The 22,907-nt window shown below is 61.1% G+C and carries 22 protein-coding genes; 20 read left to right on the top strand and 2 right to left on the bottom strand.

The features are described from left to right. Positions 1 to 15 precede the first annotated feature (15 nt). The 5 genes from IZ6_RS14895 (at position 16) to IZ6_RS14875 (ending at position 4,708) form a co-directional block, all read left to right on the top strand. On the top strand, positions 16 to 1,305 hold the full coding sequence (locus IZ6_RS14895) for an ABC transporter substrate-binding protein (protein ID WP_222875820.1): 1,290 nt from the start codon (positions 16 to 18) through the stop codon (positions 1,303 to 1,305). Between the two features lie 68 nt (positions 1,306 to 1,373). Continuing rightward, positions 1,374 to 2,285, top strand: coding sequence for an ABC transporter permease (locus IZ6_RS14890; RefSeq protein WP_420825560.1), 912 nt, complete (start codon positions 1,374 to 1,376; stop codon positions 2,283 to 2,285). 1 nt (position 2,286) lies between these two features. Continuing rightward, the gene (locus IZ6_RS14885; RefSeq protein WP_222875818.1) at positions 2,287 to 3,108 is read left to right on the top strand and encodes an ABC transporter permease; all 822 of its coding nucleotides are present in this window, start codon (positions 2,287 to 2,289) and stop codon (positions 3,106 to 3,108) included. A gap of 20 nt (positions 3,109 to 3,128) precedes the next feature. Further along, complete coding sequence (locus tag IZ6_RS14880) at positions 3,129 to 3,872, top strand: aspartate/glutamate racemase family protein (RefSeq protein ID WP_222875817.1); 744 nt, start codon at positions 3,129 to 3,131, stop codon at positions 3,870 to 3,872. Beyond that, positions 3,869 to 4,708: a GNAT family N-acetyltransferase gene (locus IZ6_RS14875; RefSeq protein ID WP_222875816.1), complete on the top strand. Its 840-nt coding sequence runs from the start codon at positions 3,869 to 3,871 to the stop codon at positions 4,706 to 4,708. Before IZ6_RS14880 ends, IZ6_RS14875 begins: the two co-directional genes overlap by 4 nt. On the opposite strand, the gene upp is transcribed toward IZ6_RS14875, so the two are convergent. Beyond that, positions 4,709 to 5,338: a uracil phosphoribosyltransferase gene (gene upp, locus IZ6_RS14870; RefSeq protein ID WP_222877652.1), complete on the bottom strand. Its 630-nt coding sequence runs from the start codon at positions 5,336 to 5,338 to the stop codon at positions 4,709 to 4,711. Positions 5,339 to 5,340: 2 nt separating this feature from the next. Further along, entirely contained in the window at positions 5,341 to 5,751 is a 411-nt protein-coding gene (locus IZ6_RS14865; protein ID WP_222875815.1) for a DUF3830 family protein, read from the bottom strand. A gap of 150 nt (positions 5,752 to 5,901) precedes the next feature. Between IZ6_RS14865 and IZ6_RS14860 the strand changes: the two genes are divergently transcribed. The 15 genes from IZ6_RS14860 (at position 5,902) to IZ6_RS14790 (ending at position 22,816) form a co-directional block, all read left to right on the top strand. Continuing rightward, positions 5,902 to 7,626 (top strand): ABC transporter ATP-binding protein, encoded by a 1,725-nt coding sequence (locus IZ6_RS14860; protein WP_222877651.1) that lies wholly within the window; start codon positions 5,902 to 5,904, stop codon positions 7,624 to 7,626. 44 nt (positions 7,627 to 7,670) lie between these two features. Next, a complete protein-coding gene (locus IZ6_RS14855) occupies positions 7,671 to 8,456 on the top strand; it encodes a DeoR/GlpR family DNA-binding transcription regulator (RefSeq protein ID WP_222875814.1) in 786 nt (261 codons plus the stop codon). 122 nt (positions 8,457 to 8,578) lie between these two features. Next, positions 8,579 to 10,093, top strand: coding sequence for a glycerol-3-phosphate dehydrogenase (gene glpD / locus IZ6_RS14850; protein WP_222875813.1), 1,515 nt, complete (start codon positions 8,579 to 8,581; stop codon positions 10,091 to 10,093). A gap of 7 nt (positions 10,094 to 10,100) precedes the next feature. Continuing rightward, positions 10,101 to 11,192 carry an ABC transporter ATP-binding protein gene (locus IZ6_RS14845; protein WP_222875812.1) on the top strand — a complete coding sequence of 364 codons (1,092 nt, stop codon included), beginning with the start codon at positions 10,101 to 10,103 and terminating at the stop codon, positions 11,190 to 11,192. A gap of 9 nt (positions 11,193 to 11,201) precedes the next feature. Beyond that, a complete protein-coding gene (locus IZ6_RS14840; protein WP_222875811.1) occupies positions 11,202 to 12,284 on the top strand; it encodes an ABC transporter ATP-binding protein in 1,083 nt (360 codons plus the stop codon). Then, the gene (locus IZ6_RS14835; protein WP_222875810.1) at positions 12,284 to 13,165 is read left to right on the top strand and encodes a carbohydrate ABC transporter permease; all 882 of its coding nucleotides are present in this window, start codon (positions 12,284 to 12,286) and stop codon (positions 13,163 to 13,165) included. The genes IZ6_RS14840 and IZ6_RS14835 overlap by 1 nt, the downstream gene beginning before the upstream one ends. Then, positions 13,162 to 13,953 carry a carbohydrate ABC transporter permease gene (locus IZ6_RS14830; RefSeq protein WP_222875809.1) on the top strand — a complete coding sequence of 264 codons (792 nt, stop codon included), beginning with the start codon at positions 13,162 to 13,164 and terminating at the stop codon, positions 13,951 to 13,953. Before IZ6_RS14835 ends, IZ6_RS14830 begins: the two co-directional genes overlap by 4 nt. After that, positions 13,953 to 14,240, top strand: coding sequence for a DUF2160 domain-containing protein (locus IZ6_RS14825; RefSeq protein ID WP_222875808.1), 288 nt, complete (start codon positions 13,953 to 13,955; stop codon positions 14,238 to 14,240). The genes IZ6_RS14830 and IZ6_RS14825 overlap by 1 nt, the downstream gene beginning before the upstream one ends. A 74-nt stretch (positions 14,241 to 14,314) precedes the next feature. Continuing rightward, positions 14,315 to 16,081 (top strand): ABC transporter substrate-binding protein, encoded by a 1,767-nt coding sequence (locus IZ6_RS14820; RefSeq protein ID WP_225873925.1) that lies wholly within the window; start codon positions 14,315 to 14,317, stop codon positions 16,079 to 16,081. Between the two features lie 99 nt (positions 16,082 to 16,180). After that, complete coding sequence (gene glpK, locus IZ6_RS14815; RefSeq protein ID WP_222875806.1) at positions 16,181 to 17,671, top strand: glycerol kinase GlpK; 1,491 nt, start codon at positions 16,181 to 16,183, stop codon at positions 17,669 to 17,671. A gap of 275 nt (positions 17,672 to 17,946) precedes the next feature. Beyond that, entirely contained in the window at positions 17,947 to 19,038 is a 1,092-nt protein-coding gene (locus IZ6_RS14810; protein ID WP_222875805.1) for a serine kinase, read from the top strand. Continuing rightward, the gene (locus IZ6_RS14805) at positions 19,035 to 19,796 is read left to right on the top strand and encodes a glycosyltransferase family 2 protein (protein ID WP_222875804.1); all 762 of its coding nucleotides are present in this window, start codon (positions 19,035 to 19,037) and stop codon (positions 19,794 to 19,796) included. Before IZ6_RS14810 ends, IZ6_RS14805 begins: the two co-directional genes overlap by 4 nt. Before the next feature lie 10 nt (positions 19,797 to 19,806). Beyond that, on the top strand, positions 19,807 to 20,664 hold the full coding sequence (locus tag IZ6_RS14800) for a glycosyltransferase family 8 protein (protein WP_222875803.1): 858 nt from the start codon (positions 19,807 to 19,809) through the stop codon (positions 20,662 to 20,664). Between the two features lie 17 nt (positions 20,665 to 20,681). Next, on the top strand, positions 20,682 to 21,353 hold the full coding sequence (locus IZ6_RS14795; RefSeq protein WP_222875802.1) for a glycosyltransferase family 2 protein: 672 nt from the start codon (positions 20,682 to 20,684) through the stop codon (positions 21,351 to 21,353). Beyond that, positions 21,350 to 22,816: a nucleotidyltransferase family protein gene (locus tag IZ6_RS14790; protein WP_222875801.1), complete on the top strand. Its 1,467-nt coding sequence runs from the start codon at positions 21,350 to 21,352 to the stop codon at positions 22,814 to 22,816. The genes IZ6_RS14795 and IZ6_RS14790 overlap by 4 nt, the downstream gene beginning before the upstream one ends. The last annotated feature ends 91 nt before the right edge of the window (positions 22,817 to 22,907 follow it).

The raw sequence follows: 22,907 nt of genomic DNA, 5'->3' as shown, positions 1-22,907 counted from the left end.
GCAGGAGAGAGCGATATGACGAAGAAAATTGAAACGAAGAGCGGCGTCTCGCGGCGCTCGCTTCTGAAGGGTGCCGCCGCGGTCGGCGGTCTTGCTGCAGGTTCCGGCGCGATCACCGGTTTCCCGACCGTCTGGTCGAAAACCGATATCGTGCTGCGTCAGGTCGGCACCGGCGTGTCGAACATCAACGCCATCGCCGAAAAGTGCAAAGCCGATCTCGGCATCACGCTGCAGATGACGGCGCTCGATTCCGACGCCGCCGCGCAGCGCACCGTGACGCAGCCCGACAGCTATGACATCGCCGATGTCGAATACTGGATCTGCAAAAAAGTGTTCCCCGCCGGCACGCTGCAGCCGATGGACGTGTCGAAGCTCAAATATTTCGACAAGATCGTGCCGCTGTTCATCAACGGCAAGCTGACGCCGGAATCCACCATTGCCCAGGGCACGGCGCCGCACACGGTCGGCTTTGTCGAGGGTAAGGATTCGACCAAGTTCGCCAAAGAGCCGACCAACTGGATGACGATGGTTCCGACCATCTACAATGCCGACACGCTCGGCATTCGCCCCGATCTCGTCGGCCGCGAGATCACCACATGGGCCGACATCATGGACCCGAAATTCAAGGGCAAGACGTCGATCCTGAACATCCCCTCCATCGGCATCATGGATGCCGCCATGATCATGGAGGCGATGGGCAATGTGAAGTATGGCGACAAGGGCAATATGACGAAGGCGGAGCTCGACAAGACGATCGCCTTCCTGATCGATGCCAAGAAGGCCGGCCAGTTCCGCGCCTTCTGGAAGAGCTTCGACGAAAGCGTCAACCTCATGGCGTCCGGCGAAGTCGTCATCCAGTCCATGTGGTCGCCGGCGGTCGCCGCCGTCCGCTCGAAGGGCATTGCCTGTAAATACCAGCCGCTGAAGGAAGGCTATCGCGCCTGGGGCGGCGGCCTCGGCCTCGCCAAGCATCTCGAAGGCGCGCAGCTCGATGCGGCCTACGAATATATCAACTGGTACATGTCCGGCTGGGTCGGCGGCTATCTCAACCGCCAGGGCTATTACTCGGCCTGTCTCGAGACGGCGAAGGGCTTCATGTCGGAAGACGAATGGGGCTTCTGGATGGAAGGCAAGCCGGCCAAGAGCGACATCATCTCGCCGGAAGGCAAAGTGATGGAAAAGGCCGGCGCCACCCGCGACGGCGGCTCCTATCTGCAGCGCCTCGGCGGCATCGCCTGCTGGAACTCCGTCATGGACGAAGACCGCTACATGGTCCGCAAATGGAACGAGTTCATCGCCGCCTGAGGCGATGACGCGAACGCCGCGGGCGGATGCGCCCGCGGCCTTTCAGCCTGAACTGTGCGGAGGCGAGATTGGCCGAGATCACGGCGGACAATGCGATTGCCGAACCGGTGCCCGTAGCAAAGCGGCGTATCCGTTTCGATTCCGCCGCGTCCTATCTTCAGGCGCTGCCGCTCGCAATCATTCTCGGCGTCTTCCTCGTTCTGCCCATTGCCACCATCGTGATGGTCAGTTTCTGGGATTACGATTCGATCCGCATCATCCCGGATTTCATCACGCTGAACTATGAGGAGACCCTGTTCTCCTGGATCACTTGGAAAACTTATCTCAATACGCTGAAATACACGGTCATCGTCTGGACGCTGACCATGGCGATCGGCTTCTGGGTCGCCTACTTCCTCGCCTTTCACATCCGCACGACGACCATGCAGATGGTCCTGTTTCTCATCTGCACCGTGCCGTTTTTGACCTCAAACATTATCCGCATGATTTCGTGGATCCCGTTTCTTGGGCGAAACGGCCTCATCAATTCGACACTGATACAAGTTGGCGTCATCGATGCGCCGCTTGAATTCCTGCTGTTTTCGGATTTTGCCGTCGTCCTTGCCATGGTGCATCTCTACACGCTGTTCATGGTCGTGCCGGTGTTCAACACGATGATGCGTATCGATCGCTCGTTGATCGAGGCGGCGCGCGATGCCGGCGCCAACGCGTTTCAGATCCTGACAAACGTCATCATCCCGCTGTCAAAGCCCGGCCTTGCCATCGGCACCATCTTCGTCGTCACGCTGACCATGGGCGATTTCATCACTGTGCGCTTCATGTCGGGCGGCCAGTCCGCCTCGGTCGGTCTGATGATCGCAAACCAGATTTCGCTGCTGCAATATCCGGCCGCGGCCGCCAACGCCGTCGTGCTGCTTGTCGTCGTCCTTCTGATGGTCGCCGGCATTTTGCGCGTCGTGAATATCCGCAAGGAGCTCTGATATGGACGGCGAACGGCGCGGCCCCGGCTTCTGGATCCTTGCGGTCTTCTTCACGATTTTCGTGCTGTTTCTCTACGGCCCTCTCTCGACGATCTTCATCCTGTCCTTTCAGGGGCCGGAAGGCGGTCTTACCTTCCCGATGAACGGCGTGTCCTTCCGCTGGTTCGTCAATCTGTTCGAGACGCAGGCCGTCGGCGATTTCGGCGGCGCCTTTTCGCGCTCGCTCGTTCTCGGCCTGATGGTGATGGGCGCGACGGTCGTCGTCTCGCTGCTCGCGGGCCTTGCCTTCCGGCGTCCCTTCTTCGGCTCGACGCCGCTTTTCTATACGGCGATCGCCAGCCTGATCGTTCCCTCGATCCTCGTCAGCCTCGGCATCGGGCTGCTGTTCCAGGTCATTGGCATCCGCTCGGCCTGGTATTCGTCGGGTTTCGGCGCGCATCTGACCTGGGCGCTACCCTTCGGCCTTCTGATCATGTTCGCGGTCTTCAACCGCTTCAATCCGAGCTATGAGGAAGCGGCGCGCGATCTTGGCGCAACGCCGTGGCAGACCTTCAGCCATGTTGTCCTGCCGCTGATCCTGCCGAGTCTGATCGGCGTCGGCCTGTTCGGCTTCACGCTCTCTTATGATGAGTTCGCGCGCACGCTGATGACGTCGGGCTCGTTCAATACCTTGCCGCTCGAAATCTACGGCATGACGACCAATGTCACGACGCCCGTGCTTTATGCGCTCGGTACGGTGACCACCGGCTTTTCGCTGCTCATCATTGTGCTGGCGCTCGGCGGCATCTATCTGTCGCAGCGTTCGCGCCGCCGCGCGGGCTGATCGAACAAAGAGACAGATAGATGCGCGTTCTCGTCGTCAATCCGAACACGACGGCTGGCATGACCGCAAAGATCGGTGCGGCAGCCAAAGCCGCGTCATCGCCGGGAACGGAGATCATCGCCGTCAATCCCGCGATGGGGCCCGCCAGTATCGAAGGCTATTACGACGAGGCTTTTGCGCTGCCGGGCCTGCTTCAGGAAATTGCCAAAGGCGAGAAGGCGGGCACGGACGGCGCGGTGATCGCCTGTTTCGACGATACCGGGCTCGATGCGGCGCGGGCTCTGGCGACAATGCCGGTCGTCGGCATCTGCGAATCCGCCCTCGCCGCCGCCGGCATGATCGCCACAAAAATTTCCGTGGTGACGACTTTGTCGCGCTCGATCGTGCCGATCGAGCATCTCGTCCGGAAATACGGCTTTGCCGAGCGGGCGAGCGTCCATGCATCGGAGATTCCGGTGCTTGCGCTCGAAGATCCGAAATCCGAAGCATCATCGGTTCTGCGCGCCGCCATCGCGGCGGCGCTGAAATCCGACGGGAGCGATGCGGTCGTTCTCGGCTGCGCCGGCATGGCCGATCTTGCGAAAGCGCTTTCGTCCGAATTCGGCGTGCCGGTCATCGATGGCGTGTCGGCGGGCGTGCGGATGATTGAGGCGCTGGTCGGCCTTGGCCTCAAGACCTCAAAGACCGGCGCATATTCGGCTCCGCTCCATAAAACTTATGCCGGACTTCTTTCGCCCTTCGCCCCGGGTAAGATCGGCGCATGAACGCCCTTGTCATCCGCCCGATGCTGCCGGCGGATCTTGATCTTGCGGTGGAGTGGGCAGCGCGCGAGGGCTGGAATCCCGGCCTTGCCGATGCGCCGGCCTTTCGCGCCGCAGATCCCGAAGGTTTTCTGATGGGCTTTGTCGACAACAAGCCCGTCACCGCGATCTCCGCCGTGCGCTATGGCAAGACATTCGGCTTTATCGGCTTCTACATCGCAGCACCTTATGCGCGCGGCAGAGGAAATGGCTGGGCCACCTGGCAGGCGGCGATGGCGCAGCTTGAGGGCCGCGTGATCGGCCTCGACGGCGTTCTTGCGCAGCAGGCAAATTACAGGAAATCTGGATTTGCTCTGGCGCATCGCAATGTGCGCTATGGGGGTACGCCGGGAGTGTCGGTGATCGAGGACAGCGCGCTGGCTCCGATAAGTTCGGAAAAGTTCGCTTCCGTCCTCGAATATGACCGGGCCTTCTTTCCCGCGCCGCGCGAAAGTTTTCTGCGTTCCTGGCTGCTCGATGGCGGGCGCTCTTCGATTTGCTTTGTCGAAGACGGCGCGATCAAAGGCTATGGCACGATCCGCGCGTGCCGCGAAGGCCACAAGATCGGACCGCTCTTTGCCGACCGGCCCGACATCGCCGATGCGCTGTTCCGCGCGCTCGCAGCGCAAGCGCCCGGCGAAGTTTTTCTCGATCTGCCGGAGCCGAATGCTTCGGCGGGCGCGATGGCGGAGCGTTATGGCTTGAAACCCGTCTTCGAGACGGCGCGCATGTATCGCGGGCCCGCCCCCGATCTGCCTTTGATGCGTATTTACGGAATTACGAGTTTCGAACTCGGCTGATCATTTCGTGCCGAACAGCCGGTCACCGGCATCGCCGAGACCGGGGCGGATATAGCCGTGATCATCGAGCCCGCGGTCGATGGCGGCGGTGAATATCTCGACATCGGGATGTGCTCTTTGCATCACCTCGATCCCTTCCGGCACCGAAAGCAGGCAAACGAATTTGATGGCTTTGGCACCGGCTTCCTTCAGGCGGGTCACGGCCGCTGCTGCCGAATTGCCGGTCGCCAGCATCGGATCGACAACGACAGTCAGCCTCTCCGAAAGATCGTCCGGCACTTTCAGATAATATTCGACCGGCTTCAGCGTTTTCGGATCGCGATAGAGTCCGATATGGCCGACACGCGCCGAAGGCACGAGATCGAGCATGCCGTCGAGAATGCCGCTGCCGGCGCGCAGGATCGAGACGAAGCAGAGCTTCTTTCCGGCCAGCACCGGCGCATCCATGACCTCGAGCGGCGTTTCGATCCGCCGCGTCTCCAGCGGCAGATCGCGCGTTACTTCATAAGCCAGAAGCAGCGCAACTTCCGAAACGAGACGGCGGAAATCCGTCGTCGGCGCATCCTTGTCCCGCATCAAGGTGAGTTTGTGCTGCACCAGCGGATGATCGACAACGATGACGCCCTTCATCATCAGATCTTCTCGAACAGGATGTCCTGCGCCCCATCCCACAGCGTCTTCTTGCCGAGTGCGACGAGGTTCTCGCGGCCCTTTGTGATGGTCATGAAATGATTGCCGGCGAGCTGTCCCATTTTGCTGGCAAAGCGCACGCCGCCATAAGCGAGGAGGATTTCCGTTTCGCTGAAGCCACCGGGATAGAGAATGAAATCGCCGGGGGCCGGGAAGCTCGTGGCGTTTTCGAAGGGCAGGCCGAAATCGGTCTCGCCGAGCGGGATCCAGCAGCCTTCGCCCGACCAGCGCACATGAATGATGCGCTCTTTATAGGGAAGGAGGGCGAGAAAGCGGGCGCAGGTCTTGGGCGCGGCGTCCGGCAGAAGCACAGCCTCGAACGAATAGGGGCCGGCCGTGATGCGAATGGTCATGAAAATCTCCCGGCCCGAACATCCACATTTCATGCCATGCCGCCAGAGGGCGTTTGCCACAATGCGATGAAAATGACCGGGAAATTTGCGCCCATTCGCCGTTTGGGCCAAAACAACGCCACGTTCCGAGCGCCTGCCTGACCCATGAACCTGATCCGCCAGTTTGCCGCCTATTACGCCCCCTATAAGGGCTTGTTTTTCCTCGATTTCGGCTGCGCTGTCCTGGCCGGCATGCTCGAGCTTGCCTTCCCGGTGGCGGTCAAGCTGTTCGTCGACGATCTGCTGCCCCAGCAGAACTGGACCTGGATATTTATCGCCGCCGCCGGCCTTCTGACGATCTATGTCGTGACCGCGGGCCTCGTCGCGGTCGTCACCTATTGGGGCCATATGCTCGGCATCAATATCGAAACCGAGATGCGGCGCCGCAGCTTTGATCATCTGCAGAAGCTGTCCTTCTCCTTCTTCGACAATCAGAAGACCGGCCACCTCGTCGGCAAGATCACCAAGGACCTCGAAGAGGTCGGCGAAGTCGCCCATCACGGCCCGGAAGATGTCTTCATCGCCGTCATGACATTTCTCGGCGCGTTCGTACTGATGCTGTGGGTGAATGTCGAGCTGGCGCTGATCACCGGCGCCATCGTGCCGGTCGCGGCTTTTCTGACGACACGCTACGGCAATCGCATGACGCAGAATTTTCGCACGCTTTTCCGCAGCGTCGGCGCGTTTAACGCCCGCATCGAAGAGAATGTCGGCGGCATCCGGGTCGTACAGGCTTTCGCCAATGAGGATCACGAGAAGGCGCTGTTTGCGGTTGACAATGCGCGCTATCGCGCGACCAAGCTCGACGCCTATCGCCTGATGGCCGCCTCGACCTCGCTCTCCTATATGGGCATGCGTTTCGTGCAGGTGATCGTGATGATCGCCGGCACCTGGTATGTGATTGCGGGCGAACTCACGGCGGGCGGCTTTGTCAGCTTCCTCATTCTTCTGACGGTGTTCTTCCGGCCGATCGAGAAGATCAATTCGGTTCTCGAAATCTATCCGAAGGGCGTTGCGGGCTTCCGCTCCTATCTCGAATTGCTCGCGACCGAACCGGACATCCGTGACCGTCCCGGCGCGCGTGATGTCGGCGCGCTGAAGGGTGATATTGCGTTCAGCAAGGTCAGCTTCGCCTACAGCAACGGATTGCCGGTGCTGCGCGACGTCGATCTTGCGGTTCGCGCCGGCGAAACAATTGCCTTTGTCGGCCCGTCGGGCGCCGGCAAAACCACGATCTGCTCGCTGCTGCCGCGCTTCTACGAGCCGACCGGCGGTTCGATTTCGATCGACGGCATCGACATCCGCGACATGACGCTGGCATCGCTGCGCAGCCAGATCGGCATCGTGCAGCAAGATGTGTTTCTCTTCGCTGGCACCATGCGCGAGAACATCGCGTATGGCCGTCTCGATGCGTCGGAAGAGGACATTGTTGATGCGGCGCGGCGCGCCCAGCTCGATACGCTGATTTCGACGCTTCCGGACGGGCTCGATACGATTATCGGCGAGCGCGGTGTGAAGCTTTCGGGCGGCCAGAAACAGCGTCTCGCCATTGCGCGCATGTTCCTGAAAAATCCGCCGATCCTTATCCTTGATGAAGCAACCTCGGCGCTCGACACCGAGACCGAACAGGCCATTCAAAAGGCGCTGGCGGAGCTTTCCAAAGGCCGCACCACGCTCGTCATCGCCCATCGCCTCGCGACCATTCGCGATGCCGACCGTATCGTCGTCGTCAACCAGTCCGGCATTGCCGAGCAGGGCAGCCATCGCGATCTCGTCTCGCGTGACGGTACCTATCGCCGGCTGCACGAGGCGCAGAACTCCATCAACCAAGGCTGAAGCGCCCGTCTTGCGCCCGGGCTCGCGCCGCGCAAGATAGCGCCATGGAACAGCTGAATGCCCGGCAGCAGGCGATTCTCGGCCACGCACGCACCCACGGGCGCGTCATGGTCGACGATCTGGCTTTACGTTTCGACGTCACGCCGCAGACCATCCGCAAGGATCTGAATGAGCTGTGCGACCTGCATCTGCTCTCGCGTGTGCATGGCGGCGCGATGGTCTCGTCGGGTGTCGAAAATCTCGGCTACGGAGCGCGCCGGCAGATCGCGGCGTCTGAAAAGCGCGCCATCGGCGAGGCGGCGGCCAAGCTCATTCCGAACAATTCCTCGCTCTTCCTCAATATCGGTACGACGACCGAGGAAGTGGCGCGGGCGCTCGGCGATCACGAGGGCCTTCTCGTCATCACCAATAATCTCAACATTGCGACGCTGCTCTACTCGAATCCCAAGATCGAAGTAATCGTCGCCGGCGGGCCGGTGCGGCGGACGGATGGCGGCGTCATCGGCGGCGCGGCGGTCGATTTCATCCGCCAGTTCAAGGTGGACTTCGCCGTCGTCGGAACCTCGGCCATCGATACGGAGGGCGCGCTGCTCGACTACGATTTTCGCGAAGTGAAAGTCAGCCAGGCGATCATCGGCAATTCGCGGCAGATCATTCTCGTCGCGGACCGCTCGAAATTCGAGCGCACGGCACCCATCCGCGTCGCTCATATGTCCCAGATCAACACCTTCGTGACCGACTGGCTAAGCTCCGATCCCATCGCGGAAATTTGTCGGACTCATGGGGTCCAGGTGATCGAGGCGACGGGCGAACCGGATGACCCGGACTAGGTAGTCGCACCTAAATTTTCGTTTTTTCTTTCGTTTCGACCAATTGCACGCGCTTTAAGTTTCGTTTAGCCTTTTGTGAAAGGCGGCCGGAAGAGCTGCCTCGCGATGGGTGAGGAACGACATTGGCTCCGACGGCCTATGACATCGCCATTATCGGCGGCGGCATTAACGGCTGCGGCATTGCCCGCGACGCGGCGGGCCGTGGCCTGTCGGTTTATCTCTGCGAACAGAACGATTTTGCGTCCTCGACCTCGTCAGCGTCGACCAAGCTCATCCATGGCGGCCTGCGCTATCTCGAATTCTACGAGTTTCGGCTTGTCCGCGAGGCGCTGATCGAGCGCGAGCGGCTGCTGAAAATCGCGCCGCATGTCATCTGGCCGCTGCGTTTCATCCTGCCCCATCATGCGGGTCTTCGTCCGCGCTGGCTCTTGCGGCTCGGCCTCTTCCTCTACGACCGGCTCGGCAGCCGCAAAATTCTCCCCGGGTCGCGCGGGTTGACGCTGAAGGGAAGCCCCTATGGCGAGCCGCTGAAAGACATCTATCGCGCAGGTTTCGAATACTCCGATTGCTGGGTCGACGATGCGCGCCTTGTCGTTTTGAACGCGATGGATGCCGCGGCGCGCGGTGCCGAGCTCAGCCCGCGGACAAAATGCGTGTCCGCCCGCCGCGATGGCGGCCTATGGCGCGTTGCGGTGGAAGGGCCGGGCGGCCATGCGGAGACGATCATCGCGCGCTGCCTCGTCAATGCCGCGGGCCCCTGGGTCGGCCATGTTCTGCACGAACAGATGAAGCTCAACACACCGGCGCCGATCCGCCTCGTCAAAGGCAGCCACATCGTCGTGCCGAAAATCTTCGCGCATGACCGCGCCTATATTTTCCAGAACGCCGATAACCGCATCATTTTCGCCATTCCCTACGAGCGCGATTTTACCCTGATCGGCACGACCGATCTCGATTTCCGTGAAGACCCTGCAAAGGTCGCAGCGACATCGCAGGAGATCGAATATCTCTGCGCGTCTGCCTCGGAATATTTCAAAAGGCCCGTCACACCGGGCGATGTCGTATGGACCTATTCGGGCGTGCGCCCGCTTTACGATGACGGCGAAGCCAATGCGCAGGAGACGACGCGCGATTATGTGCTCGATCTCGATGCGCCCGAACAGCAGGCGCCGCTGCTGACGATTTTCGGCGGCAAGATCACAACTTATCGCCGCCTGGCAGAAGAGGTTTTGCAGAGGCTTTCAAGACATCTCCCTGTGAGAAAGCCCTGGACCTCTTTAGCGGCTCTGCCGGGCGGCGATTTTCCTGTCACGGCGGTCGAACTCGAAATCGAGCGCCTGCGTTCGGCCTATCCGTTTCTGAAGCCCGATCATGCGCGCCGCCTGGTGCGCGCTTACGGGACGCGCGCCGATCTCATCCTTGGCGGCGCCGGACGCATGGAGGATCTCGGCCGTGTGTTCGGCCCCGATCTCACGGAAGCGGAGGTCTCCTATCTGATGCAGAACGAATGGGCGCAGACGGCGGAGGATGTCTTGTGGCGCAGATCGAAGATCGGCCTGCGCATCAGCGCCGAAGATAAGCTTGCGCTCGATAACCTGATGCGGAGCGGCCGTGTCTCCGCTCCCTCGGCGGCATGAGGCTCTGATGTCGCTCGCTCTCCAGAACGTCACGAAAAAAGTCGGTCCGAGCACTCATATCTCGGACGTGTCGCTTGAGCTGACCTCCGGCTCGCTCAACGTCCTCCTTGGCCCGACTTTGTCGGGCAAGACCACTTTAATGCGGCTGATGGCCGGACTCGAAGCGCCGACCTCCGGCCGTGTCTTCGCCGACGGCAAGGATGTTACCGGCCTCAGCGTCCAGAAGCGCAATGTCGCGATGGTCTATCAGCAGTTCATCAATTATCCGTCGCTGACGGTCTATGAAAACATCGCCTCGCCTTTGCGCGTCGCGGGTCTTTCGAAAGCCGAGATTGATGCGCGGGTGAAGGAAGCGGCGGCGCTGCTGCGCCTCGAACCGTTACTGTCTCGCCAGCCGCTCGCTCTGTCCGGCGGCCAGCAGCAAAGAACGGCTTTGGCGCGGGCGCTGGTCAAGCGCGCGCCGCTCGTTCTGCTCGATGAGCCGCTGGCAAATCTCGATTACAAACTGCGTGAAGAACTGCGCGAAGAGCTGCCGAAGATTTTTGCCGCGTCGGGCGCGGTCCTTGTCTATGCGACGACTGAGCCGTCGGAGGCTTTGCAGCTCGGCGGATCCACGGCAACGCTCGACCGCGGGCGCGTCACGCAATTCGGCCCGACGGTCGAGGTCTATCGCCGCCCGGTGGATCGCACCACAGCGGAAGTTTTCTCCGATCCGCCGATGAATTTCGTCACGGCCGACATATCGAAGGGCATAGCCTCGCTTCCGGGCAATGTGACTCTGCCATGCCTTGGGCCGCTGTCTGGCCTGCCGGATGGACAGGTGACGCTCGGCTTCCGTCCCAATCATCTACACCTCAAGCGTCTCGCCGGCGATGCGGTCGTCGTGCACGCGACGGTCAGCGTGGTGGAGATCACCGGTTCGGAAAGCTTCATTCATGTGCGCCATGCCGATCAGGAATGGATCGCGCTGACGCATGGCGTGCACGAGCTGAAGCCCGGCGCGCCGGTCGAAATCTATCTCGATCCCGAAAAAATGTTCGTCTTCGGTGCGGATGGCCGCCTTGTCGCGGCGCCCGAACCGAGCGCGGCGGCAGCATAGGAGGCGGCGATGGCGGCAATTACGCTCGAAAAACTCGCCCATTCCTACTCCGCCAATCCGCGCGGACCGTCGGACTATGCGCTGAAACCCATCGACATCACCTGGCGCGACGGCGGCGCTTATGCGCTGCTCGGCCCGTCCGGCTGCGGAAAGACGACGCTGCTCAACATTATTTCCGGGCTCGTCACGCCGAGCGAAGGGCGCGTTCTTTTCGATGGCAAGGATGTGACGAACGTATCGACCGAGCGCCGCAACATCGCGCAGGTGTTCCAGTTCCCGGTTGTCTACGACACGATGAATGTCTACGACAATCTGGCGTTCCCGCTGAAAAATCGCGGTCTGTCGGCATCCGCTGTTGATGCACGCGTGCGCGAAATCGCCGACATGCTCGATCTCACGAAAGATCTCGATCGCCGCGCGGCCCGTCTGACCGCCGATGCCAAGCAGAAGATCTCGCTCGGCCGCGGTCTCGTACGTTCCGACACCGCGGCGATCCTGTTCGACGAGCCGCTGACCGTCATCGACCCGCAGCTGAAATGGGAACTGCGCGCGCAGCTCAAACAGCTGCATCAGAAGGTCGGCCGCACGATGATCTATGTGACGCACGATCAGACGGAAGCCATGACCTTCGCCGACACCGTTGTCGTCATGTATGACGGCGGCGTTGTGCAGGTCGGCCCGCCGGTCGAACTCTTCCGCCGTCCGGCGCACACCTTCGTCGGCTATTTCATCGGCTCGCCCGGCATGAATGTTCTGCCGGCGCGCATTGACGGTAAAACTGCCTATATCGGTGCCGACAAGATCGAACTCCGCCGCGCCTATCCGAACCTGCCGGCGGCCAAGAAGATCGAAATCGGCGTTCGCCCGGAGGACCTCACAGTATCGCCCGGCACAGACGGGCTGCCGATCCGCATCGACCGCGTCGACGATGTCGGGCGTATGAGGATCGTCCGCGCGCGGCATGAAGCGGTCGAACTCAATATCGTCGTTCCCGAAGAAACACCGATCCCCGTCGGCCGCGTTACCGCCGTTCCCGTGCCGGAGCGCGTCCATGTCTATGCCGACGGCCATATCGTCGAAGGGGCGGTCTGATGGAAAAGCCGTTCAACAACCGCGCCTGGTTCCTCGTCCTGCCGGTCTTCGTGCTGGTCGCCTTCTCGGCCATCCTGCCGCTGATGACGGTCGTGAACTATTCGGTTCAGGACACGTTCGGCAACAATCAGTTCTTCTGGGCTGGCACCGATTGGTATGTGCAGCTCCTCGCATCGGAACGTTTCCACCAAGCGCTCGGCCGCCAGCTGATGTTCTCGGCCATCGTGCTTCTCATTCAGATTCCGCTCGGCGTCCTGATCGCGCTCTGCATGCCGCGGCAAGGTTGGGCCGTGTCGCTGTCACTGGTTCTGATGGCGCTGCCGCTGCTCATTCCGTGGAATGTCGTCGGCACGATCTGGCAGGTGTTCGGCCGCGGCGATATCGGCCTGCTCGGCTATACGCTGAACGCGCTCGGCTTCAATTATAACTACGTCAACAATGTCGGCGATGCCTGGATGACGATCATCGTCATGGATGTCTGGCACTGGACATCGCTTGTCGCGCTGCTTGCCTATGCCGGGCTGCGCTCCATTCCCGAGGCGTATTATCAGGCGGCGCGCATTGACGGCGCCTCGCGCTGGTCGGTCTTCCGGCTGATCCAGCTGCCGAAGATGAAGCATGTGCTCATCATCGCGGTGCTGCTGCGCTTCATGGACAGTTTCATGATCTACACCGAGCCCTTCGTGCTGACGGGCGGCGGTCCCGGCAATTCGACGACCTTCCTGTCGATCGATCTCGTCAAGCTGGCGCTCGGCCAGTTCGATCTCGGTCCGGCGGCCGCCATGTCGATCGTCTACTTCCTCGTGATCCTTCTGCTGTCCTGGGTGTTCTACACGGTGATGACGCAGGACGAGATGGGCAAGAAAGAGGGCACGGCATGAAGCGGCTCATTCTCTCGCTCTACATCGCCTTCCTGCTGGTGCCGATCTATTGGCTCGTCAACATGTCGTTGAAGACCAATACCGAGATCGTCACGACGATGAACATCATCCCGGCCGATCCGACGATTGCAAATTACATGGTGATCTTCACCGATCCGGCCTGGTATTCCGGCTATATCAACTCGATCACTTATGTCGCGCTGAACACGGTCATCTCGATCTCCGTTGCGCTGCCCGCCGCCTATGCGTTTTCGCGATATCGTTTCCTCGGCGACAAGCACATGTTCTTCTGGCTGCTGACAAACCGCATGGCGCCACCGGCGGTGTTTGCGCTGCCTTTCTTCAATCTCTATTCGGCCATCGGCCTGTTCGATACGCCACTGGCCGTGGCTTTGGCGCACTGCCTGTTCAACGTGCCGCTGGCCGTGTGGATTCTCGAAGGCTTCATGTCGGGCGTGCCGCGTGAGATCGATGAGACGGCGTATATCGACGGCTATTCCTTCCCGAAATTCTTCGTGAAGATCTTCATGCCGCTGATCGCATCCGGCATCGGCGTCGCCGCCTTCTTCTGCTTCATGTTCTCCTGGGTCGAGCTATTGCTCGCGCGCACGCTGACATCGGTTGCCGCAAAGCCCATCGCGGCGACGATGACACGAACGGTTTCGGCGTCCGGTATCGACTGGGGCGTGCTTGCAGCTGCGGGTGTGCTCACCATCGTTCCCGGCGCCGTCGTCATCTATTTCGTCCGCAATTACATCGCCAAGGGCTTTGCCCTGGGGAGGGTGTGATGGAAGCTTTCGCCTGGATGGCGTGGACCTGGCAGACCGCGCTCTTCTTCACCTTCATTGTCGCGTTGCTGATCGCAATGACCGTATGGGAGCGCGCATCGCCCTCGGGTGAGCGTCTCGGCGCGCTGCGCATTTCCACGACGCGCGGCGACCGCCTCTTCATCTCGCTGCTCGGTTCGGCGTTCATTCATCTCGCCTGGCTCGGCCTGATCGGGCCGGATGTGCCGCTCTATTGGGCGAGTCTGATTTCCCTCGTCTATGCGTTCGGCGTGTTTCGCTGGGTGTAGGTCGAGAAACAAGAATTCTGCGTGGCTATGCGTCCGGCGCGCGGTGAACAGAAATGGGCGCAGGAGGAAATAAAATGCGCGGACACCTGACAGCCACGGCAACCGCCGTGGCGCTGGTGCTCGGGGTCGTTCCGGCTTTCGCGGATATGGATGCCGCAAAGCGTTGGGTCGACAGCGAGTTCCAGCCCTCGACGCTCTCGAAAGGAGAGCAGATGAAGGAAATGGAATGGTTCGTCAAAGCCGCCGAACCGTTCAAGGGTATGGAGATCAATGTCGTCTCCGAAACCATCACGACGCATGAATATGAATCGAAGACGCTGGCCAAAGCTTTCTCCGAAATCACCGGCATCAAGCTGACGCACGACCTCATCCAGGAAGGCGACGTCGTCGAGAAAATCCAGACGCAGATGCAGTCGGGAAAGAACATCTACGATGCCTGGGTCAATGACTCGGATTTGATCGGTACGCATTTCCGCTACAAGCAGGCGATCGACCTGACAGACTGGATGGCGAAAGATGGTAAGGACGTCACCTTGCCGACGCTCGACATCGACGATTTCATCGGAAAATCGTTCACGACAGCGCCGGACGGCCATCTTTACCAGCTGCCGGACCAGCAATTCGCGAACCTCTATTGGTTCCGCTACGACTGGTTCACCGATCCAAAAAACAAGGAAGCCTTCAAGGCGAAGTACGGCTACGATCTCGGCGTGCCGGTCAACTGGTCTGCCTATGAAGACATCGCCGAGTTCTTCACCAATGATGTGAAGGAAGTGAACGGCCAGAAAATCTTCGGCCATATGGACTATGGCAAGAAAGATCCCTCGCTCGGCTGGCGCTTCACCGATGCCTGGCTGTCCATGGCCGGCAATGGCGACAAGGGCCTTCCGAACGGCAAGCCCGTCGACGAATGGGGCATTCGCATGGAAGGCTGCAACCCTGTCGGCTCGTCCGTCACACGCGGCGGCGACACCAACGGCGCAGCGTCCGTCTATTCGATCGTCAAATATATCGACTGGATGAAAAAATATGCGCCGCCCCAGGCCAACGGCATGACCTTCTCGGAATCGGGTCCGGTTCCGGCGCAAGGTCAGATCGCCCAGCAGATCTTCTGGTACACCGCCTTCACCGCCGACATGGTGAAAGCCGGTCTGCCGGTGGTGAATGCGGACGGCACGCCGAAATGGCGCATGGCGCCGTCGCCGCATGGCTCGTACTGGAAAGACGGCATGAAGCTCGGCTATCAGGACGCCGGTTCCTGGACCTTGCTGAAATCGACGCCGGTCGACCGTCGCAAGGCGGCCTGGCTGTATGCACAGTTCGTGACGTCGAAATCGGTCTCGCTGAAGAAGAGCCATGTCGGTCTCACCTTCATCCGCGAGAGCGATATCTGGGACAAGAGCTTCACTGACCGGGCGTCCAAGCTCGGCGGTCTTGTCGAGTTCTACCGCTCGCCGGCGCGCGTGCAGTGGACCCCGACGGGCATCAACATCCCGGACTATCCGAAGCTCGCTCAGCTGTGGTGGCAGAACATCGGCGATGCGTCGTCGGGTGCGAAGACGCCGCAGGAGGCCATGGATGCGCTCGCAGCGGCCCAGGACCAGGTTCTGGGGCGTCTTGAGCGTGCCGGTGTCCAGGGCGAATGCGGTCCGAAACTGAACAAGGAAGAGACTGCTCAGTACTGGATCGACAAGGCGAAGGCGGACGGCAATATCGCGCCGCAGGCCAAGCTTGCGGACGAAAAGCCGAAGGGCGAAACGGTGGACTACGACACGCTCATCAAGTCGTGGCCCGCAACGCCGCCCAATGCGCGCGCCAGCACGCCGGCCGTTGCCAAGTAGCCGGTCTTTATAAGAGCATGAGGGAGGCCGGGATTCGTCCCGGCCTCTCGCGTGAGAGCCGCATAAAGCGGCCGGGAGAAAAGGGCCAGGAGACCGCGGATGTCCAAAGGCTATATACTGGCGATCGACCAGGGCACGACATCGAGCCGCGCCATCCTGTTCAGCGAGACGCTTGTTCCTCTCGCAATCGCGCAGAAAGAATTCAAACAGCACTTTCCCCAGCCCGGCTGGGTCGAGCACGATCCTGAAGATCTGTGGGCAACCGTCGTTTCGACGGTCAACGAAGTTCTCGCCCGCGCCGGAACGCGCGCCGCGGAAGTCGCGGCGCTCGGCATCACCAATCAGCGCGAAACGACGGTCGTCTGGGACAGGAAGACCGGCAAGGCAATTCACAACGCCATTGTCTGGCAGGACCGGCGCACCGCCGATATCTGCGCGGCGCTGAAAAGGAAGGGCGTCGAGAAGCTTGTCAGTGAACGCACGGGGCTGATCGTCGATCCCTATTTTTCCGGCACAAAGATCGCGTGGATACTGGACAAGGTGGACGGCGCGCGAACCGCTGCCGAGCGCGGGGATCTCGCCTTCGGCACGGTCGATAGTTTTCTTCTGTGGCGCATGACCGGCGGGAAAGTTCACGCCACCGACGCGACCAATGCTTCGCGCTCGATGATCTACGATATCGAAAAGGGCGCATTCGATGCGGAACTGATGGAGATCGTCGGCGTGCCGCGTGCCGTTCTGCCCGAAGTCCGCGACAGCGCGGGCCTCTTTGGAGCCACGGAAGCGCATCTCTTCGGCGCCGAGATAAAAGTGTGCGGCATTGCCGGCGACCAGCAGGCGGCCGTTGTCGGTCAGGCCTGTTTCAAGCCGGGCATGATGAAAGTGACCTACGGCACAGGTGCCTTCGCGCTTTTGAACGTCGGCGACAAACCGGTGCAATCGAACAACCGGCTTCTGACAACCGTCGCCTATCAGCTCGGCGGCAAGCGCACCTATGCGTTTGAGGGCGCGATCTTCGTTGCGGGCGCGGCGGTGCAATGGCTGCGTGACGGGCTCGGCATCATCAAGCATGCATCCGAAACGCAAGGCCTCGCAGAGCAGGCCGATCCGAACCAGAACGTTTATCTCGTGCCGGCCTTCACCGGTCTCGGCGCGCCCTATTGGGAGCCGGATGCGCGCGGTGTCATGACAGGACTGTCGCGCGGCGCAGGCCGCGCCGAATTTGCGCGCGCCGCGCTCGAGAGCGTCGGCTATCAGACCTACGATCTCTATCAGGCCATGCGCGCCGATTGGCCCGGAACGGGCGATACGACATTGCGCGTCGATGGCGGCATGGCGGCATCCGACTGGACGATGCAGTTCCTGGCCGATGTGTTGGACGCGAAGGTCGACCGGCCGGAAATCTCCGAGACGACGGCGCTCGGCGCGGCCTATCTCGCGGGTTATGCGGCCGGGATCTGCCCGGCGCCGGAAGAGTTCGGCCGCAGCTGGCGTCTGCAGAAGCAGTTCACGCCGGGCATGGAAGAAGACCAGCGCCGGAAGAAGCTAGCCGGCTGGGAAGATGCGATCCGCCGCACGCGCAGCCAGTAGCACGAAGAACCCCGGGACGCGGCAATCACGCCACACTTCGCTTTTCCAAAAATAATATTTCAAAATCAGCCACTTAAACGCAAAGCGACGGAGCGGGTCCGGTTTGGCGGAAGCTTCGGCACATACGCTGCGCATTAGACCTTCGCTTGAGCCTGTGCTTATCTCCCGGTGCTCGGGGGAGCGGAAAGCGCAGTGCTGGGATTAGGTTACGCGCCTGCGGGTGCTAGGGCCGCGGCTGTTTTCGCAGCCGTATTGTTCCCCAGTCTGGTGCTTGAATGAGTGCGCTTCCGTCTTCTGCTTCCTGGTCTTCGGCTCCGCGGCACGTCACGCAGAACTCCGTTGTCGATTATGCGCGCTATGTCGTCGACCAGGCGATTGCCGCGCGCGATGCCTTCTCTCACGAACTGCACGTAGATCTTCCCGGCGTCCGAGTGACGATGAGAGGGATCGGCGGGCCGCTTGAAGCCGCCGCGACACGCAATTTTCTGCCTGCCGGAAAATCCGAGCCACTGCCGCCGGACGACAGCGTGGAATTTTTCATCGCTCATGCCGGCATCGAGGGCATTTCGCCGCCGGCCGTCTGGGGCGATGAAATCTACGCATCGCACCAGATCGCCGAGACGCTTGCCGAAGCCGGTCTCTTCGCCTCGCTCTATCACGAGCTGACGCATTGGCACGTTCTCGATATCGGCCGGCGCGTCGGCGTCGAGTTGATGACGGGGCCGACCGCATTTCCACCCTGGGAAACCGGCGCGCCGCTGCGGCCTTTCCTCCATTGGTATTATGCGGATCGCGGCATGCGGCTTTCGCATGCGGGCACGCTCGGCGTTGACGGCACCGGCGTTCTTCTCGCGGGGGCGGGCGGCAGTGGAAAATCCGGCACGGTGATCGGCGGCCTGCTGCACGGGCTGCAGAGCGTCGGTGACGATTATGTTCTGCTCGATCTGAAGGAGGATGTGCGGGCATATCCTGTCTACGCGACGCTGAAGCAGGATGCCGAAGGCTTTGCCCGGCTCGGCCTTGCGGAACATACCGATGCAGGTGCGCTGAACTGGCAGGGCAAGCACGAATTCAGGCTGAACGAGATCAGCCGGGTTCCGGTGCCGGACGAACTTCGTATAAGGGCGATGCTTGTGCCGCGCGTCGCGCGCACGGCGGAAACGAAAATCAGTCCGATTTCGCGCAGCCAGGCCATGATGGCGCTGGCCGTCTCCTCGATTTATCAGATGCCGGGCGAGCGCGAGAGCGGCTTCCGCTTCTTCAGCGAAGCGACGCGGCGGCTTCCCTGTTTCCGCCTCGATCTCGGCCGCGATCCGGAAGAAGTCTCCGCAGCGATCACCCGCTTTATCGGGGATGTGGCGCAATGAAGATCAGCATCATCATTCCCGCCTTCAACCGCGAGCCTTATATCGGCCCCGCTTTGCGTTCGCTGCTGCGGCAGACCGATGCCGCCGATCTCGACATCATCGTCGTCGATGACGGTTCGACGGACCGGACCGTCGATGTCGTCGAAGAGTATGCGGGCAAAAACTCCAGCATCCGGCTTGTCCGTCAGGATCATGTCGGTGTCGCCCGCGCCCGCAATACCGGCCTCGACAATATCGCGCCGGATGCAGATCTTGTGACCTTTCTCGACTCCGACGACATTTCGGCGCCGGGACGCTTTGCGACGGAAATTCCCTATTTCCTCGCAGATCCCAAACTCGACATGACCTATTCGCTGATGACTTTGGCGCACGAGATCGACAATGACGATCTCGCCCCGCCGGAAAACGTGCTCCAGTGCACGATGCGCGGCATCAGCCTGACGACGGCGCTGTTCCGTAAATCCGCCATCCAGGCGCTGGGTCGTTTCGACGAAAACCTCAAACAGGCCGAGGATTGGGAGTTCCTGCTGCGCTTCTTCACACGTCCGCAGAAGCATCTGATGCTCGATCATGTGTCGATCTTCTACCGCCGGCATCCAGGCAATACGACCCGCAATGCCGAAGAGTCGCGCCGTTATTTCCTGAAAGTCATCCTCGATCACGCCCAGAAGCGAATGCGCGATCCGAGCCTCGGCGATATCCCGCGCTTCTTCGACTATATGGCGCTGGCTGACGACCGCTATGCGTCGTTGAGGTGAGACAAGTGCCATGATCATCGCCTGTGCCACCGACGAAAACTACGCCGAAATGGCCGGAGTCTTTCTGCGCTCGCTCGCCGTGAACGGCGATATTGCCGATGCGGATCTCGTTGTCGTCGGCGATCAACTCAACCCCGAGACGGTCGAGGCGCTGCGGCTCTGTGCGGCGCCCATCGCCATCCGCTATATCGATCTCGGCGTAGCGCGGCGGCAGATCGCCGATCTGAATTTCAGCTTTTACAGCACCGCGACTTACATAAGGCTGATGCTGCCCGATCTCCTGACGGACAGCGGCCGCGTGCTTTATCTCGACAGCGACATCCTCATAAACCGCTCTCTGCGGCCCCTGTTCGATACGGATCTCGGCTCGAACCTTGCGGCCGCAGTCGAAGATGCGGCGCCGGCAACCGTCCAGAAGCTTGCCAATACACGCCTTGGCCGACCGGAAGACGGCATCTATTTCAATGCCGGCGTTCTGCTGTTCGATCTCGATACTTGGCGGGATCTCGATATCGGCAATCGCTGCATAAAATTTGCCGAAGGCCGCGACGATTACTGGCCGGATCAGGATGCGATCAATTTCATTCTGGACGGGCGGATCAAAAAGCTCGACCGGACCTGGAATTTCTTTTCGCACGAGCCTTTGCCACGCGGGGCGTTCGACGCCGCCCATGTCATCCATTTCATTCCCGAAAAGCCGCTTTCGACGAGCTGTAAGCATCCTCTGTTTGAGGACTATCTGGCTCTGAGGGCCCAAACGCCATGGCATAGCAAGCCGCTGAACCTTGCCGCCAATAAACGCCGCATCGCGCTCATGCATCAGATGGTCGCCAAGCGCGCCAAGCGGCACAAGCAGCAGAACAGTTGAGACGGCGGACTTGATCTATGTGGCCTGATTATTCAGTCATTATTCCGGTCTTCAACGGCGCTTCGACGATTGCCGAAACGATCCAGTCCGTTGTTGCGCAGACGGTGCCTCCAAAAGAGATCATTGTCGTGGACGATGGATCGAGCGACGGCACGGGCGAGATTGCGTCCGCCGCGAGCCCGCTTGTGCGTGTTGTCCGGCAGGAGAATGCGGGCTGCGGCGCCGCCACCAATCGCGGCATGGATGAAGTGTCCTGCGCAGTTCTGGCCATGGTCGATGCCGACGATCTCTTCACGCCGGAAAAAATGGAAACCCAGCTTCGTCATCTCGCAGCGAATCCGGACTGTCATGGCGTCTTCTGCCACATGCGGACATTCCGCACGGACGGCGTCGAAGCCGGAAGCAACAAACTGACACCCGGCTGGTCGCGCAGCACGATCGTCATTCACAGCGCTGCGGCCCGCAAAGTCGGTCCGGTCATCGATCCGCCGGGCTCGCGCGGCGATATGATCGACTGGATCGGACGCGCCAAGGAAATCGGGTTACGCTTCGATATGCTCGACGAGGTGATGCTGCTCCGGCGCGTCCATCCGGGCAGCATGTCGTATGGGCGGGACGACAATAAGGATCGCGGTTATCTGCATGTTGCCTGGTTGGCCATGCAGCGCCGCAAGGCGCAGGGCCAATGAGCACTTCCGTCACGCGCCGTTTTCCGGACTATGGCTGGGCCTGGCCCTCGGGCGGGCTCGACCTGCTGCTCAAGGCTGTTCTCTCGCCCGATGATGAGGTGGCTTCGCGCGCCGGCGTGTCATGGCTTGCGACGCATGACATCGATGCCATGGGATTTCGCGAACATCGCCTGCTCGCTGCGCTGTCCGAACGCTTTGGCAAAAGACTGTCCGCCAGCCCGGCGCTGCCGCGCCTGATCGGCCTCCAAAGAATGCTATGGACCAAATCGCAGATCGCGATGCGCGATTCCACCGAGGCGCTGGCGGCGCTGGCCGATGCGAAAGTTCCGTTCATGCTGCTCAAGGGCGCGAGCCATATCGCGGCGGACCGGGCGCTGCGGCGCAGCCGCATGTCGCACGACATCGATATTCTGGTGCAGCGCAAGCATATGTCCGAGGCGTTCGGTGTGCTGCTCGACGCCGGATGGAGCGCGGCGACGGGCGCGGGGTCGTTGAGATTGCGGGCACGCGCCACGGCGCTTCGCGCCATGAATTTCTTCAAGGGCCAGTTCGGTGATATCGATATTCACCAGGTCGCCTTTAATCGGGTGCAGGCGGGCGGTGAGGACAGTGAGGAGGGCCTCTGGGCGCGCGCGCTTACCGCCGAGTTTGAAGGCATCCCGGTCTTTATTCCCTCCGCGGCGGACCGGATCGCTCTTGCCATCGGTCACGGCTCTCTCGATGCCCATACGCATAGCGATTGGCTTGTCGATATTGCGCGCACGCTCGCACGGCCTGATCTCGATTGGGACGCACTCATCGAGGCGCTCGACCGGCGGGGGCTGCTTGTTCCTGCGGCCTCGACGTTCAGCTATCTCGTGCAGGAAATCGGCTATGCCGTGCCGGCGGAGAGGCTTGAAGACATTCTCAAGCGGGCGGGCGGCAGGCCGTTCTCTGAGCGTCTTCTGCTGCTCGAGTGCAAGCCGAAAAGCGATCTGGGGCTTATCGGATTTCTCGCGCGCGGCGCGGCCAAACAGGTCCGCATCCGCAGGTCGAAAAGAAAGCGCTTCGGATCGCGCGAGATCGTGTGGCCGGCGCGCGTCGGCAAACGGGTCGGGGCGGCTGAGGCGACGCTGAGCGATATCTCGACGATCGAGGTCGCCGCGAAGGGTCCGTCAGTTGCCGAATTCGTTCTGCAGATTCATCTGCCGCCGGCGCGCCGCCGGGTCGATATCGAGCTGTCGACGGATACGCGGCATCTGGCGGTGCTGCGCTACAAGAAGCGCAACAAGACCGGCGGTCTGCGCGAGATCAGTTTCACCGGCCCTGTCGATCTCGCCGAGGGAGAAACGCGTCTTGTTCTTGAGGCGCGGCCGTCGCGTTTTGCCCATGAGTGGAAGGACGCGAAAGATGCAAACCGCTATCGGTCACTCGCCTTTGCGGTGTGCAAGGCGACCGTCAGCCCGCGGCGCGAGCCCAGCTAAGTCGCACGGATTATTGCCTTCTCGCCTTGAGTGCCCTTTTTGACACTCTTGTGAAATGCGTTCATCCCAACAGATGACGCGAATTTGAATG

The organism is Terrihabitans soli (assembly GCF_014191545.1).
GTDB classification, from domain to species: domain Bacteria; phylum Pseudomonadota; class Alphaproteobacteria; order Rhizobiales; family Methylopilaceae; genus Flaviflagellibacter; species Flaviflagellibacter soli.
This window is presented reverse-complemented; position numbering and strand designations above follow the sequence as displayed.

Bases quoted from the DNA above. Each gene is read 5' to 3' on its own strand.
- IZ6_RS14895 (WP_222875820.1), top strand. From the start codon at position 16: ATGACGAAGAAAATTGAAACGAAGAGCGGCGTCTCGCGGCGCTCGCTT.
- IZ6_RS14885 (WP_222875818.1), top strand. From the start codon at position 2,287: ATGGACGGCGAACGGCGCGGCCCCGGCTTCTGGATCCTTGCGGTCTTC.
- IZ6_RS14880 (WP_222875817.1), top strand. From the start codon at position 3,129: ATGCGCGTTCTCGTCGTCAATCCGAACACGACGGCTGGCATGACCGCA.
- IZ6_RS14875 (WP_222875816.1), top strand. From the start codon at position 3,869: ATGAACGCCCTTGTCATCCGCCCGATGCTGCCGGCGGATCTTGATCTT.
- upp (WP_222877652.1), bottom strand. From the start codon at position 5,338: ATGAAGGGCGTCATCGTTGTCGATCATCCGCTGGTGCAGCACAAACTC.
- IZ6_RS14865 (WP_222875815.1), bottom strand. From the start codon at position 5,751: ATGACCATTCGCATCACGGCCGGCCCCTATTCGTTCGAGGCTGTGCTT.
- IZ6_RS14855 (WP_222875814.1), top strand. From the start codon at position 7,671: ATGGAACAGCTGAATGCCCGGCAGCAGGCGATTCTCGGCCACGCACGC.
- IZ6_RS14845 (WP_222875812.1), top strand. From the start codon at position 10,101: ATGTCGCTCGCTCTCCAGAACGTCACGAAAAAAGTCGGTCCGAGCACT.
- IZ6_RS14840 (WP_222875811.1), top strand. From the start codon at position 11,202: ATGGCGGCAATTACGCTCGAAAAACTCGCCCATTCCTACTCCGCCAAT.
- IZ6_RS14835 (WP_222875810.1), top strand. From the start codon at position 12,284: ATGGAAAAGCCGTTCAACAACCGCGCCTGGTTCCTCGTCCTGCCGGTC.
- IZ6_RS14830 (WP_222875809.1), top strand. From the start codon at position 13,162: ATGAAGCGGCTCATTCTCTCGCTCTACATCGCCTTCCTGCTGGTGCCG.
- IZ6_RS14825 (WP_222875808.1), top strand. From the start codon at position 13,953: ATGGAAGCTTTCGCCTGGATGGCGTGGACCTGGCAGACCGCGCTCTTC.
- IZ6_RS14820 (WP_225873925.1), top strand. From the start codon at position 14,315: ATGCGCGGACACCTGACAGCCACGGCAACCGCCGTGGCGCTGGTGCTC.
- glpK (WP_222875806.1), top strand. From the start codon at position 16,181: ATGTCCAAAGGCTATATACTGGCGATCGACCAGGGCACGACATCGAGC.
- IZ6_RS14810 (WP_222875805.1), top strand. From the start codon at position 17,947: ATGAGTGCGCTTCCGTCTTCTGCTTCCTGGTCTTCGGCTCCGCGGCAC.
- IZ6_RS14805 (WP_222875804.1), top strand. From the start codon at position 19,035: ATGAAGATCAGCATCATCATTCCCGCCTTCAACCGCGAGCCTTATATC.
- IZ6_RS14800 (WP_222875803.1), top strand. From the start codon at position 19,807: ATGATCATCGCCTGTGCCACCGACGAAAACTACGCCGAAATGGCCGGA.
- IZ6_RS14795 (WP_222875802.1), top strand. From the start codon at position 20,682: ATGTGGCCTGATTATTCAGTCATTATTCCGGTCTTCAACGGCGCTTCG.
- IZ6_RS14790 (WP_222875801.1), top strand. From the start codon at position 21,350: ATGAGCACTTCCGTCACGCGCCGTTTTCCGGACTATGGCTGGGCCTGG.